The sequence below is a fragment of the Kitasatospora cheerisanensis KCTC 2395 genome, from assembly GCF_000696185.1.
In the GTDB taxonomy this organism is placed as follows: domain Bacteria; phylum Actinomycetota; class Actinomycetes; order Streptomycetales; family Streptomycetaceae; genus Kitasatospora; species Kitasatospora cheerisanensis.
Genome location: NZ_KK853997.1, coordinates 2,109,282 through 2,122,837 on the forward strand (window position 1 = coordinate 2,109,282; position 13,556 = coordinate 2,122,837).

Annotated in this window: 9 protein-coding genes; 5 read left to right on the forward strand and 4 right to left on the reverse strand. The window is 72.4% G+C overall.

The window, feature by feature from the left end; all coding sequences use genetic code 11:
* Positions 1-90: 90 nt before the first annotated feature.
* Both KCH_RS09515 and KCH_RS09520 read right to left on the reverse strand, forming a co-directional pair.
* A complete protein-coding gene (locus tag KCH_RS09515; RefSeq protein ID WP_035861312.1) occupies positions 91-294 on the reverse strand; it encodes a cold-shock protein in 204 nt (67 codons plus the stop codon).
* 310 nt (positions 295-604) lie between these two features.
* A complete protein-coding gene (locus KCH_RS09520; RefSeq protein ID WP_035861315.1) occupies positions 605-2,767 on the reverse strand; it encodes an MMPL family transporter in 2,163 nt (720 codons plus the stop codon).
* A 508-nt stretch (positions 2,768-3,275) separates the two neighbouring features.
* On the opposite strand from KCH_RS09520, the gene KCH_RS09525 reads away from it, so the two are divergent.
* The 4 genes from KCH_RS09525 (at position 3,276) to KCH_RS09540 (ending at position 8,893) form a co-directional block, all read left to right on the forward strand.
* Positions 3,276-5,483, forward strand: a complete 2,208-nt coding sequence (locus KCH_RS09525; protein WP_051652920.1) for an MMPL family transporter — start codon at positions 3,276-3,278, stop codon at positions 5,481-5,483.
* A gap of 43 nt (positions 5,484-5,526) precedes the next feature.
* Positions 5,527-6,414, forward strand: a complete 888-nt coding sequence (locus KCH_RS09530; protein WP_035861330.1) for a phosphotransferase enzyme family protein — start codon at positions 5,527-5,529, stop codon at positions 6,412-6,414.
* A gap of 129 nt (positions 6,415-6,543) precedes the next feature.
* Positions 6,544-7,521 carry a polysaccharide deacetylase family protein gene (locus KCH_RS38595; protein WP_035861333.1) on the forward strand — a complete coding sequence of 326 codons (978 nt, stop codon included), beginning with the start codon at positions 6,544-6,546 and terminating at the stop codon, positions 7,519-7,521.
* Positions 7,522-7,582: 61 nt separating this feature from the next.
* Positions 7,583-8,893: a S1 RNA-binding domain-containing protein gene (locus KCH_RS09540; protein ID WP_051652921.1), complete on the forward strand. Its 1,311-nt coding sequence runs from the start codon at positions 7,583-7,585 to the stop codon at positions 8,891-8,893.
* 18 nt (positions 8,894-8,911) lie between these two features.
* Here the strand turns inward: KCH_RS09540 and KCH_RS09545 are convergent, their stop codons facing one another.
* Together KCH_RS09545 and KCH_RS09550 are read right to left on the reverse strand one after the other, a co-directional pair.
* Positions 8,912-9,619: an exonuclease domain-containing protein gene (locus tag KCH_RS09545; RefSeq protein ID WP_035861338.1), complete on the reverse strand. Its 708-nt coding sequence runs from the start codon at positions 9,617-9,619 to the stop codon at positions 8,912-8,914.
* Between the two features lie 103 nt (positions 9,620-9,722).
* The gene (locus tag KCH_RS09550; protein WP_035861341.1) at positions 9,723-10,850 is read right to left on the reverse strand and encodes an SAV2148 family HEPN domain-containing protein; all 1,128 of its coding nucleotides are present in this window, start codon (positions 10,848-10,850) and stop codon (positions 9,723-9,725) included.
* Between the two features lie 537 nt (positions 10,851-11,387).
* On the opposite strand from KCH_RS09550, the gene glgX reads away from it, so the two are divergent.
* Positions 11,388-13,511, forward strand: a complete 2,124-nt coding sequence (gene glgX, locus KCH_RS09555) for a glycogen debranching protein GlgX (RefSeq protein WP_035861345.1) — start codon at positions 11,388-11,390, stop codon at positions 13,509-13,511.
* Positions 13,512-13,556 lie beyond the last annotated feature (45 nt).

Genomic DNA, 13,556 nt, shown 5'->3' on the forward strand with positions numbered 1-13,556 from the left:
CCCCGGCCGTCGGGCGGCATGCACGAGGGCCCGTACCCTGTGGAGGTACGGGCCCTCGCCTGCGACAAATGAGTCGGCGTCAGCCGGGACTCAGATGGTGCGGATGTTCTCCGCCTGCGGGCCCTTCTGGCCCTGGGTCACGTCGAACTCGACCTTCTGGCCCTCGATGAGCTCACGGAAGCCCTGGGACTGGATGTTCGAGTAGTGGGCGAAGACGTCGGCGCCGCCGCCGTCCTGCTCGATGAAGCCGTAGCCCTTTTCGCTGTTGAACCACTTCACGGTGCCGGTAGCCATAACCGTCTCCACTTTCACTGGGGCGTTGGGACACACACCTCGTGCGCCCCACGTAGCCGCGATCCCCATCCGGAGACTAAACACCGGACAAAACAAATGCGCCTGTCGGTTGATACCAGCAGGCGCACACACACGTTCATGGGAACCAATACTGCAACTGCTTCGACAATAGCACGGCCACCCTCGTCAACGGCGGCAAAAGTTCCGCTGGTCACACCGCGTTTCGGGCCGACGCCGAGGGGGCATGCGGTCCGGTTGGACCGCATGCCCCCTCACTCAGGGCGTTCGGGCACTACCCGTGCGTGGCCGTTCAGGCCCGGCCGGCGGGCTGCGGCTCGCGCTCGCCGAGGGCCTCGGGGCCGTGGTCGGGCATCGCGCCGTGACCGGGCCACCAGGCCTTCTTGCCGAGCAGCGCGGTGATCGCCGGGGTGAAGAACATCGCCATCACGAAGGCCGCCAGCACGATGCCGATGGCCAGCGCGAAGCCCAGCTCGGCGAACAGCACGTTGCCCGCCAGCATGAAGGTCGCGAACGAGGCCGCCAGGATGAAGCCGGCCGCGGCGACGGTCGGACCGGCGTGCCGGACCGCTTCCCTGGCCGCCTCGCGCGGGTTGCGGCCCTCGCGGGCCTCCTCGCGGAGCCGGGCGATGATCAGGATGTTGTAGTCGGTGCCGATCGCCACCACGAACAGGTAGATGAAGATCGGCAGCATGAACATCAGACCGGGCTCGGTGCCGATCTTGAGGAAGGCCACCGTGGTGGCGCCCAGGGTCGCGGCGAAGCCGAGGCCGACCGAGGCCATCAGGTACCAGGGGGCAACCACGCTGCGCAGCTGGAGGCCCAGGATCAGCAGGATCAGCACGCCTGCCACCGGGAAGACCAGCTTGTAGTCGTGGGTCATCGCCAGGTTGATGTCCTTGTACACCGACGAGGTGCCGCCGACCAGGACCTCGGTGCCGGCCGGCGCGGCCGCGTGGCCGGCCGTGCGCAGCTCGGTGACGGTGTCGATCGCCGCGTTGCTGGCCGCGGCGTCCTTGAGCGTCACGGTGAAGTCGGCGGTGGTGCCGTCCTCGCTGAGCTTGTGCTCGGCCTGGACGGTGGCGACGCCGGGCACCTGGCCGATCCTGGTGCCGAAGCCGTCGAGCTTGGCGGCGTCGAGCTTGGCGCCGTCCTTGCTGGTGACGAAGACGTGCGTGGGGTCGGCGGCGCCGGCCGAGAAGCCCTTGGTCAGGGCGTCCATGACGACCATGGACTCCTTGTCCTTCGGCATCATGCTCTTCGCCATGTCGAAGGTGCCGGTGTAGCCGAGGCCGGCCAGCGAGAGGATCACCAGCAGGCCGCCGGAGACCAGCGCGATGATGCCGGGGCGGCGGCCGACGACGTTGCCGAGCTTGTGGAAGCGGGCGCCGGCGGGCTCCTGCATCCACTTGCGGCCGGGCCAGAAGGTGGCCTTGGCCGGGATGACGGAGAGCAGCGCCGGGGTCAGGGTGAGCGAGGCCAGCGCGGTGACGATGACGGAGATCGCCAGCGCCGGGCCGAGCGAGGTGAACATGCCGAGCTCGGAGAGCAGCAGCACCGCGAAGGCGACGGTGACCGCGCCGGCGGCCGAGGCGATCGCCTCGCCGACCCGGCCGACGCCGTTGGCGACGGCGGCCTTGCGGTCGTCGCCGGCCCGGAGCCGCTCGCGGTAGCGGAACATCAGGAACAGGAAGTAGTCGGTGCCGACGCCGAGGATGACGACGATGTCGATCGCCGAGGCGATCGGCGAGGACTTCAGGTCGAAGATGTCGGTGACGAAGGCGATCAGGCCGCTGGCGGCGATCATCGGGAACAGCGACAGCAGCACCGGCAGCCAGCCGACCAGGATGCCGCGGAAGATCACGCCGACGATGACCACGATCAGCACGATGGTGGCGAGCATGGTGATCGCGTCGGTGGCGCTGGAGGACTCCTTCTGGTCCTGCGCCATCGCGGCCTGGCCGCCGACCTGGAACTTCAGCGCGGTGCCCTTGGCGAGCTCTTTGCCCTCGTCGCGCAGGTCCTTGGCGGCCTTCGGGTACTCGTCGGTCTGCATCTTGGTCTTGTCGATGGAGACCATGCCCATCGCGTAGTGACCGTCCTGCGAGATGGTCTTCCCCGGCATCGGGGGGATCACCTGCTCGACCAGGGGTATGTGCTTGTCGGTCAGGCCCTTGGTGATCCTGGCCATGTCGGCCTGGTCGGCGTCGGTCAGCGCGCCGCCGTCCGTGCGCTCGAACATCAGGATGGCGCCGGGGGTGAACTCGGCCGGGAACTTGTCCTGCTGGACCACCGAGGCCCGGATGGACTCGTAGTGCTTCGGCAGGAACTCTGACTCGTCGGTCGAGGCGCTCAGCTTCGGGGCGCCGGCGACCAGCGCGATGGATCCGATGACCCAGGCGATGATCACCCACCACGCCCGCTTGACGACGAAGTGTCCAAGTCGGTGGAACATGCTCGAAATGCCTCCTGGGCATGGTTCACCGCAGCCGGGGGACGGGGACCGGGCAACGGCTGGACCGGCGCGCGGAACCCTCAACAGGGCCTAGCCGGTCGGCAGGTAAGGACTAGCGGGCATCCTACGGGACCTTGCTTGCCGACCGGCAAGTGGGTTTCGTCTGCGCCCCCTAGGGGCGGCCACGGAGCCTGCCCCCGGTACATCGTCGCCCGGCGGCAACCCTTCCCACCTCGTGCCCGGGGTGGAGACCGCTCCCCCTCAGGGTGGATTCCGGGCCGCCCTCAAGGAGGAGGGCCCGACCCCGCAGGTAGGGATAACCCCCTACTCCACCCTGGGGGAAGGTCCAGGGAGAAGTCGGTGACTAGCCGGATGGTTCGTCAGAACCCCAGCTCATAGCGTCTGTTCTGCCGCCGGAAGCAGCGCCGCGGCCCACCGACCGGGGCGGCCCCGCACCGCCCGACACCCCTGGGGGACACGTACCGTGAAGCAAGGAATCGCCGCCACCATGGGCGCCTGGAGCGCCCGGCACAGAAAGACCGCGGTCTTCGGCTGGCTGCTCTTCGTCGTCCTCGCCGCCTACCTCGGCGGCGTGCACGGCTCGACCAAGGTCACCGACTCCGAGTCGATGCCGGGCCAGGTCGCCCGGGCCGCCAAGATCCTGGACGACGCGGGCATCAAGTCCCCGGCCGGCGAGACCGTCCTGGTGCAGAGCGGCGCGCTGGCGGCCGACGACGCCTCGTTCAAGGCCGTCGTCGAGCAGGTCTCCGCGGCGGTGCGGGGCACCGGCAAGGTCGGCGAGCTGCACAGCCCGTACGACACCGGGGCGATATCCGCCGACCGGCACTCCGCCCTGCTGCAGTTCACGCTCGCCGGAGAGGACCGCGAGAAGGCCGTCGAGAACGTGCCCGCGGTGATGGACGCGGTGGCCGCCGTGCAGAAGCAGCACCCCGAGCTGCTGGTCGAGGAGTTCGGCGAGGCCAGCGCCGGCAAGTGGTTCAACGACCAGTTCACCGACGACTTCGCCCGCGCCGAGTGGACGGCCGTGCCGCTCGCCCTCGGCATCCTGCTGGTCGCGTTCGGCGCGCTGGTCGCCGCGGTGCTGCCGGTGGTGCTGGCGATCACCGCCTTCGTGGCCGCCTCCGGCCTGGTCGCGCTCTCCTCCGGCATGCTGCACACCAGCAACGACGCCTCCTCGGTGATGCTGCTGGTCGGCCTCGCGGTCGGCGTCGACTACTGCCTGTTCTACCTGCGCCGCGAGCGCGAGGAGCGCGCCGCCGGGCACGACGCCGAGACCGCGCTGCGGATCGCCGCCGCCACCAGCGGGCGCGCCGTGCTGGTCTCCGGCATCACCGTGGTGGTCGCCATGGCCGGCATGTTCCTCACCGGCATCGCCACCTTCAAGGCGATGTCTTTCGCCACCATCCTGGTCGTGATCACCGCCGTACTGGGTTCGCTGACGGTGCTGCCCGCGCTGCTCTCGATGCTCGGAGACCGGGTGGAGAAGGGCAGGGTCCCGTTCCTGCACCGCCTGCGCCGCGGCGCCGGCGAGGGCAGCCGGTTCTGGAACGCGGTGCTCACCCCGGTGCTGCGCCGCCCGCTGGCCGCCGCCGTGCTGGCCACCGCCGCCCTGCTGGCGATCGCCTCGCCGACGCTCACCATGCACACCGCCAACCTGACCTTCCAGCAGCAACTGCCCAAGGGCAACGCCCTGGTGGCCACCTCGCAGCGGATCCAGGACGCCTTCCCCGGCAGCCCCTCCCCCGCCACCGTCGTGGTCAAGGCACGGGACATCTCCTCCCCCGAGATGACGCAGGCCCTGGCCGACCTCCAGTCCCGGGCCCTCGCCACCGGCAGGATGCACGGCCCCACCTCGCTGACGGTGCACGCCGAGCAGAACGTCGCCACGGTCGACATCCCGCTCTACGGCAGCGGCAACGACACCGCCTCCGCCGAGGCCCTGAAGGCGCTGCGCGAGCAGGTGGTGCCCGCCACGGTCGGCAAGGTCCCCGGCACCGAGGCCCCGGTCACCGGCAGCACCGCCGGCTCGGTCGACTTCAACCGGCAGATGTCGGACTCGATGCTCCCGGTCTTCGGCTTCGTCGTCGTCTTCGCCTTCCTGCTGATGCTCTGCTCGTTCCGCTCGGTGTCGATCGCCGTCACCGCCGTGCTGCTCAACCTGCTCTCCGTCGGCGCCGCCTACGGCGTGCTGACGCTGGTCTTCCAGCACGGCGTCGGCGCCTCGCTGATCGGCACCGCGGGCGTCGGGGCGGTGGAGAGCTGGATACCGCTGTTCCTGTTCGTGATCCTCTTCGGCCTGTCGATGGACTACCACGTGTTCGTGGTCTCCCGGATCAAGGAGGCGTACGACCGGGGCCTGCCCACCCGCGCGGCCGTCGCCCACGGCATCCGCAGCACCGCCGGCGTGGTCACCAGCGCCGCCGTGATCATGGTCGGGGTGTTCGCGGTCTTCGGGACGCTGTCCATGCAGGTGATGAAGCAGATGGGCGTCGGCCTGGCCGTCGCCGTCCTGATCGACGCCACGGTGATCCGGGCCGTGCTGCTCCCCGCCGCGATGTCCCTGCTCGGCGACCGGAACTGGTACCTGCCGCGCTGGCTGCACTGGCTGCCCCGGCTGGAGGGCGAGGCGCCCGTCCCCGCCCCGGCCGGCACCGGCGCCCACCGCGGCCGCGGGGAGCACGAACTGGTGGGCTGACCCGGTCCCCCGGGCCGGGCCCGGGTTCGCCGACAATGAGCAGGTGATTTTCGACGAATCGGGGGCCCGTGCCCTCCTCCAGCAGGCGTGCGCCCCGGCCGGTCTCGACCCGGCCGGGGCCGCGCTCATTTCGCTCGGCCAGAACGCCGTCTTCGACCTCCCGGAGCTCGGCCTGGTCGCCAAGGTCGGCCGCACGCCCGGCTCGGCCGACCGCGCCGCCCGCGAACTCGCGCTGGCCGGCTGGCTGGACGGGGCGGGCGTGCCGGTGGTCCGCCCCGCCGACACCGCGGTGCACCTGGCGCAGCAGCACCCGGTCACCCTGTGGCACCGGCTGGCGCCCGCCGTGCGCCCGGCCCGGCCCGCGGACCTGGCGCCGCTGCTGCGCGTCCTGCACGCGCTGCCGGCCGAGCCGGCCCCGCCGGTGGCGCTCGGCCGCCGCGACCTGCTGGCCCCGGTGGACAGTTGGCTGGCCGCTGCGGAGGGTCACATCGATCCGGCGGACGTCGCCTTCCTCCGTGACCGGAAAGAGACCTTTGTCACCGCAATTTCCGAATTGACCCCTTTTCTCCCCTCCGGTCCGATCCACGGCGACGCGCTGCCCCGCAACGTGCACATCGGTCCGGACGGTCCGGTGCTGCTCGACCTGGAGTACATGGCCTCGGACCTGCGCGAGCACGACCTAGTGGTGCTGGCGCTCAGTCAGGACCGGTACGGCGTACCGGCGGAGGAGGTCGCGGCGTTCAACGCGGCCTACGGCTGGGACGTCCGCGAGTGGCCGGGCTTCGCGGTGCTGCGCGGCGCGCGGGAGACCGCGAGCGCGGCGTGGGTGGCCCAGCAGTCGCCCGGAAACCCGTCCGCCGCGGCCGAGTTCCGTCGCCGCGTCGACTCGCTGCGTGACGGCGAGGCGGCAGTACGCTGGTTCGCGTTCTGACCGCTTCCGTTCGGTGCCCGCCCTGTGGCGCAGCGCACACCCGGACGGAACCACCTCGTTCGTACCTGGCGTCGTATCCGACCAGACGCCCCGTCCTCAGGCGGCCGGTACGACGTCAGGAGTCGCTCCATGGTGAAGTCCCGCATATCCGCCCGTCGTCGTTCTCTTCTTCTCGGTGCCTCCGCACTGCTCGCCCCGGCCCTGCTGGTGGCGTGCGGTGCGCACGGCACTCCCACCGCGGCGGGGGACGCCGCGCAGCACTCGGCCTCGCCGAGCGCGAGCACGACGCCGAGCGCGAGCGGGACCTCCTCGGTGGCGGCCCGGCCGACGCCCGGCCAGGGCGCCACCGAGTCCTCGCCGTTCACCACGCCGAGCCAGGACCCGACGACGCCGACCCGGACGCCCTCGCCGTCCGCGCCGCGCACCACCCCGTCCGCCACGGCCGACCCGGCCACCCCCGCGCCGGGCGCCTCGCAGCCGTCCGGCGGCCAGCAGGGGCACGCCCCGGCCGGCAACGTGCTGCGGCACACCGCCTCGGGCGGCAAGACCGTGGCGCTGACCTTCGACGACGGCCCGGGCCCGGCCACCGGCCAGGTGCTGGACCTGCTGGCGAAGTACGACGCCAAGGCGACGTTCTGCGAGATCGGCGACAACGCGAAGGCCCACCCGGCGGCCGTGCAGCGGATCCTCGCCGAGGGCCACCGCCTGTGCGACCACACCGTGGACCACCCGCAGCCGATGCACACCCAGTCGCACCAGCAGCAGGTCGCGGAGATCGGCGACGCCAAGGCGATGATCGACAAGGCCGCCGGCGGCGACGCCCGGATGAGCTGGTGGCGCGCCCCGGGCGGCGACTTCACCGCGGAGAACGAGAAGATCGGCGCCGACCTGGGCATGAAGTCCCTCGGCTGGACGGTGGACCCGCGCGACTGGTCCCGCCCCGGCGTGCAGTCGATCGTCTCCAACGTGCAGCAGAACCTGCGCCCGGGCGGCGTGGTGCTGATGCACGACGGCGGCGGCGACCGCAGCCAGACCGTGGCGGCGCTCAAGCAGCTGCTGCCGTGGCTGGTCGCACAGGGCTACACTTTCGACTTCCCGCAGTCCTGACCGGCCGCCGTACCGGGCGTCCTGACAGATCGTCAGGACTCTCCCCGGCCCCAGGAGTCCTGTGCCCGCGTCCGTGTACCGCATCACCCCGTACGACCCCGCCGCCCCCGAGGAGGAGGCCTTCCTGCGGGCGGCCGCCGCGTTCGCCGAGGAGTGCGGCGTCGACCGGCTGACGATCCGTCGCCCCTCGGCGCGCCTGCTCGGTCCCGACCGGGACGGGATGCGCCTGGACGCCCTGTTCCCGGGCCTGCGCGGCTACCACGACGGCGCGCAGGCCCCGCTGGGGACGGCGCTGGAGCTGGTGCGGATGATGCTCCGCGGCGACGAGGGCCGGTGCCTGCTGGAGTCCGGCGACGCGTTCTTCGTGCACATCGGCCCCGACCGGGACGTGTACATCGGCGCCGACCGCCCGTGCGGGCGCGCCGTCGCGTTCGCCCGGCAGCTCGGCCTGTTCCCGGAGCCGGTGCCGGAGTCGCCGCACTCCGCGGAGCCCGGGGAGCCGGGCGGCCCGCAGCGGCCCGCCGACGAGGAGTTCTGGGCGCGGCTGCGGTGGCTGGTCTCGACGGGGCGGGCGGGCCTCCTGGAGGAGGAGTACGTCCGGAACCTGTCCCGCCGGCACCGCCTGACGCCCGAGACGGTCGACGCGGTGCGCGCCGGTCTCGCCCCGCGCGCCCTGCTGACGCTCTGGCCGCCGCTGCCCGCGGACCGGGACGAGGACGCGAGCGACAGCACGGCGGGGTCCGCCGCGGGCGCGCGGGCCGCCGCCCTGCCGGTCGGGACGGACGAGTACCGGCCGCTGCTCAGCGGGGTGCTGGTCGACGAGGACGGCGTGCTGCGGGCCGGCTGGCGCACCCCCTGGACGCCCTGCGACGAGACCTGGGCGTTCCTGGCCGCGCTGCGGCCCGGGCAGACCGTCTCCGGCACGGTCACCGGGTTCGCCGACACCGTGGCCTTCGTGGACGTCGACGGCTTCCCCGCGCGGATCCGTCAACCGGAGCTGTCCTGGCCGCCGTTCCCCGACCCGGCGGAGCTGGTGGGCCGGGAGGTCACCGCCCAGGTGCTCCAGGTCGACCTGGTCCGCGAGGAGCTGTACCTGTCGCTGCGGGCCCTGCAGCAGAACCCCTTGGAGCAGCTGACCGGCCGGGTCGGCCGGGTGGTGCCCGGCGTGGTGACGAAGGTGCTGCCGTTCGGCCTCTTCGTCCGGATCGAGGACGGGCCGGGCGGCCTCCAAGGGCTGGTGCCGGCCGCCGAGTTGGCCGGGGAGGAGCACCGGGTCGGCGATCCGCTGGCCGTGCAGCTCCTGGAGGTGGACCTGACCCGGCAGCGGTTCCTGCTGTCCCGCCGCCGGGCGCTCGCCGCCGGGGCCCGCTGACCGGCCGTCAGCAGGCGCTCAGGACGCCGCCTTGAGCGGCCAGCGCGGGTCGACGGTGGCGGCCGGGTCCTTGCGGCGCAGCCAGGCCTGCAGGTCGGTGGCCCAGGTGCGGTACCAGTCGATCTGCCGCCGGTGGAGTTCGTCCAGCGGCAGGTCGCCGGCCTGGTCGGGGTAGCGGTGGCCGAGGGCGACGGCGACCCGGACGGCGGCCAGCGCGTCGCTGCCGGCCTCGTGGGCGTCGTGGAGTTCGACGCCGTACACCTCGCAGACCCGCTGCAGGGTGCGGGAGCCCTTGCGGTACTTGTCGAGCGCGCGGTCGACGACCATGGCGTCGACCACCGGGGTGACCGGGCCGCCGAGGCGGTCGGCGAGGGTGGGGCGGCCGTGGCGGCGGAGTTCGGCGTCGAGCAGCGACAGGTCGTAGGGCGCGTTGAAGGCGACCACGGGCCGGCCGGCGGCGAGCCGCTGGTGCAGGGCGCGGGCGATCTCCTCGATCGCCTCGGCGGCGGGGCGGCCGTTGCTCCGGGCCTCGGCGTCGGTGATGCCGTGGATGGCGGTGGCCTCGGCGGGTATCGGGACGCCGGGGTCGATCAGCCAGTTGGTGGCGGCTTCGACGCGGCCGCCGAGGGTGTCGACCACGGCGGCGGTGACGATCCGGGACTCCTCCGGGTCGGTGCCGGTGGTCTCCAGGTCGAAACCGGTGAGCTGCCCCTTCCACCAGGTCATGGGGTGTGTCCTTCCGTCAGCACTGCCAAGACGCGGACCATCATCGCCTGCCGCTGTGACAGCGCCGTCGGCGCGTCCCGCCCGCCGGGCGGGAGTCCCCAGGTCAGGACACCGCGCGGGAGTCCCCCCAGAGGTCCTCGAACTCCTCCCGGTAGACCTCCAGCAGGCCGGGTTCGGTGCCGCCGGCCTCCTGTCCGGCGCCGCCGCGCAGCACCAGGGCGGGCGATTCGATGCCGCGGGCCCTGCGCAGGTAGGGCTGGACGACGCCGAGGTCGCTGGAGCGGCGGCGGCCGCCGGCGCCGGTGGTGCGCTGGCCCTCGACCAGGTAGGCGGTGAACCGGGGCAGTTCGTCGAACACCCGGATCTCGAAGCTGCCGGGGTCGCGCAGCCGGGCCCTGACCCGCCGCACGTGCATGATGTTCATCTCCACCGAGCGGCCCAACTCGCCGCGCCCGAGGCCGAGTTCGCGTTCGCGGCGGCGGACGGCGCTGCTCGCGGGGTTGAGGAACAGCAGCCGGACCCGGCAGCCGTCGGCGGCGAGCCGGACCAGCCGCTTGCCGGTGTAGTTCTGGCAGAGCATGCCGAGGCCGATGCCGACCGCGTCGAGCCGGCGGGCGCCGTCGAGCAGGTCCTCGACGGGCAGGTCGCGCTGCAGCCGGACCCGGTCGGGGTGGACGGCGACCACGTCGGCGAAGCGGCCGGCCACCAGCGCCTCGACCACGTCGGCGGGCACGCCGCCGTGGGTGCCGTCGAGCAGGGCGAGCAGCCGGGCGGCGGCCCGCTCGGTCTGGTCGAGGACGGTCTGCGTCAGGGCCCGGTTGCGGGAGACCACGTGCCGGGCGACCTCCAGTTCGTCCAGGGCGAGTTCGATCTCCCGGCGGTCCACCAGGTGCGGTTCGAACAGCGGCCAGTGCTGGACCATCAGTTCCCGCAGTTGCGGCAGGGTGAGGAAGACCAGCGGGTCGTCGTCGACCGGGTCGAGCAGGTAGCCCTTGCGGCGGGAGACCTCGCGGACGGCGGCGGCCCGGTGCACCCACTCCTCGCCGACCGGCCCGGCGGCGGCGGTGACCCACTCCTCGCCGTGCGCGGGCGCGTAGACGGGGCGCAGCACCTCGTCGACGAGGGCCCGCATCCGCTGCTCGACCAGGTTGAGCCAGACGTAGGCGCGGCCGGCCAGCCGGACCCGGCGGTAGGCGTCGTCCCACTGCTCGGCGGCCCAGGCGGGCGGCATGCCTTCGGCGGGGCCGCCCTGCGGGGGCAGCGGTCCGCGTCCGCCTCCGGTGCGGACGACCAGCGTCGGGCCTCGCTGCTGCCGGCCCGCGGGTCGTGTCCGTCGCCGCCGGCGGGGTACCCCATCCGCTACCTCACCTCTCGCCCGCCGCCCACCGGCTGACGGGCCGTCCGCTGACTCGGTCCTCCATGACGGCCCTGGTCCCTCGCCGCACGGGCCCGGGGTTCTCGAGGTCCGGACGATCAAGGGTATCGCCCCCCGCGGCCGTCACACAGCCCTCTTGACAGCATGCGGGGCGGCGTCCGACGGACCGTCACCACCCGGTCGCGGCCGGCTGTCCGGCCCGACACCGGGGGCACCCGTCCGGGCGAACAACGGACGAATGGACGCGGAGTTCGGCCGACCTGCGGGGAGGATGCGAGTGTGCCGTGCGTCGTGCCCGTCGCGCCACCGACGCCCGCACGTGCTCGGGCGCTCCACCGGGTGGCAACCCGTGGGAGCGCCGTTTCGCGTCTGGCAGTGGGAAGTTGAGGACACATGCAGGTCTGGCCGGGGCAGCCCTACCCGCTCGGCGCCACCTATGACGGCGCGGGCACGAACTTCGCGGTGTTCTCGGAGAGCGCGGACCGGATCGAGCTCTGCCTGATCGCCGAGGACGGCTCGGAGACGGCGGTGGAGCTGCGCGAGACGGACGCGTTCGTGCGGCACGCGTACCTGCCGGGCGTCCAGCCGGGCCAGCGGTACGGCTTCCGGGTGCACGGCCCGTACCAGCCGGGGCTGGGGCTGCGGCACAACGCGTCGAAGCTGCTGCTGGACCCGTACGCGAAGGCGATGGGCGGGCACATCGACTGGGACGAGTCGGTGTACGGCTACCACTTCGGCGCGCCGGAGCGCCGCAACGACCTGGACTCGGCGCCGCACACCATGCACTCGGTGGTGATCAACCCGTACTTCGACTGGGGCACCGACCGGCCGCCGCGCACCGACTACCACCGCACGGTGGTGTACGAGGCGCACGTGAAGGGCCTGACCAGGCTGCACCCGGGCATCCCGGAGGAGATCCGCGGCACCTACGCGGGCCTGGCGCACCCGGCGGTGATCGAGCACCTGGCGAAGCTGGGCGTGACCGCGATCGAGCTGATGCCGGTGCACCAGTTCGTCCGCGACCACCGGCTGCGGGACCTGGGCCTGTCCAACTACTGGGGCTACAACACCATCGGCTTCTTCGCGCCGCACTCCTCGTACTCCTCGACGGGGGACGGCGGGCAGCAGGTGCAGGAGTTCAAGTCGATGGTGAAGGCGCTGCACGCGGCCGGCATCGAGGTGATCCTCGACGTGGTCTACAACCACACCGCGGAGGGCAACCACCTCGGGCCGACGCTGTCCTTCCGCGGCCTGGACAACGCCTCGTACTACCGGCTGGCGAAGGACCGGCGGTTCTACGAGGACACCACCGGCACCGGCAACTCGCTGCTGATGCGCTCCCCGCACGTGCTCCAGATGATCATGGATTCGCTGCGGTACTGGGTCACCGAGATGCACGTGGACGGCTTCCGCTTCGACCTGGCGGCGACGCTGGCCCGGCAGTTCCACGAGGTGGAGCGGCTGTCCTCGTTCTTCGACCTGGTGCAGCAGGACCCGGTGGTCTCGCAGGCCAAGCTGATCGCCGAGCCGTGGGACCTCGGCGAGGGCGGCTACCAGGTCGGCAACTTCCCGCCGCTGTGGACGGAGTGGAACGGCAAGTACCGGGACACCGTCCGCGACTTCTGGCGCGGCGAGCCCGCCACCCTGGCCGAGTTCGGCTCCCGGCTGACCGGCTCCTCCGACCTGTACCAGGACGACGGCCGCCGCCCGATCGCCTCCATCAACTTCGTCACCTGCCACGACGGCTTCACGCTGCGCGACCTGGTCTCGTACAACGACAAGCACAACGAGGCCAACCGGGAGGACAACCGCGACGGCGAGTCCTTCAACCGCTCCTGGAACTGCGGCGCGGAGGGCGACACCACCGACCCGGCGGTGCTCGACCTGAGGGCCCGTCAGCAGCGCAACTTCATCGCCACCCTGATGCTCTCCCAGGGCGTGCCGATGCTCTCCCACGGCGACGAACTGGGCCGCACCCAGCGCGGCAACAACAACGCCTACTGCCAGGACTCCGACCTGACCTGGCTGGCCTGGCCGAGCCCCGGCGGCGAGCAGGCGGACAGCCGGCTGCTGGAGTTCACCCAGGGCATGATCTGGCTGCGCCGCGACCACCCGGTGTTCCGCCGCCGCCGCTTCTTCCACGGCCGCCCGGTCTCCGGCACCCACGACGCGCTGACCGACATCGCCTGGTTCACCCCCGGCGGCGAGGAGATGACCAAGAAGGACTGGTCGACCTCGTACGCGAAGTCGCTGACGGTGTTCCTGAACGGCAACGCCATCTCCGAGCCGGACCGGCGCGGCGGCAAGATCGTCGACGACTCCTTCCTGCTGATGTTCAACGCCCACTCGGAGCCGATCACCTTCACCGTCCCGGCCGGGCACGGCGAGGCCTGGCAGGTCGTCGTCGACACCTCGCTGCCCACCCTGCCCGCCCCCGGCACCGGGCCCCGCGCCAAGGCCGGCGACACCCTGCGGCTGCTGGACCGGTCCCTGATGGTCCTTCAGCGACCGGCGTAGAGACGCCCGTTCGGGGCAATGGGCGGTAGTGCTCCGGCGGCCCGG

Excerpts from the sequence above, each read along its gene's own strand:
- KCH_RS09515 (WP_035861312.1), bottom strand. The coding sequence starts at position 294 with ATGGCTACCGGCACCGTGAAGTGGTTCAACAGCGAAAAGGGCTACGGC.
- KCH_RS09520 (WP_035861315.1), bottom strand. The coding sequence starts at position 2,767 with ATGTTCCACCGACTTGGACACTTCGTCGTCAAGCGGGCGTGGTGGGTG.
- KCH_RS09525 (WP_051652920.1), top strand. The coding sequence starts at position 3,276 with ATGGGCGCCTGGAGCGCCCGGCACAGAAAGACCGCGGTCTTCGGCTGG.
- KCH_RS38595 (WP_035861333.1), top strand. The coding sequence starts at position 6,544 with ATGGTGAAGTCCCGCATATCCGCCCGTCGTCGTTCTCTTCTTCTCGGT.
- KCH_RS09545 (WP_035861338.1), bottom strand. The coding sequence starts at position 9,619 with ATGACCTGGTGGAAGGGGCAGCTCACCGGTTTCGACCTGGAGACCACC.
- KCH_RS09550 (WP_035861341.1), bottom strand. The coding sequence starts at position 10,850 with ATGCCGCCCGCCTGGGCCGCCGAGCAGTGGGACGACGCCTACCGCCGG.
- glgX (WP_035861345.1), top strand. The coding sequence starts at position 11,388 with ATGCAGGTCTGGCCGGGGCAGCCCTACCCGCTCGGCGCCACCTATGAC.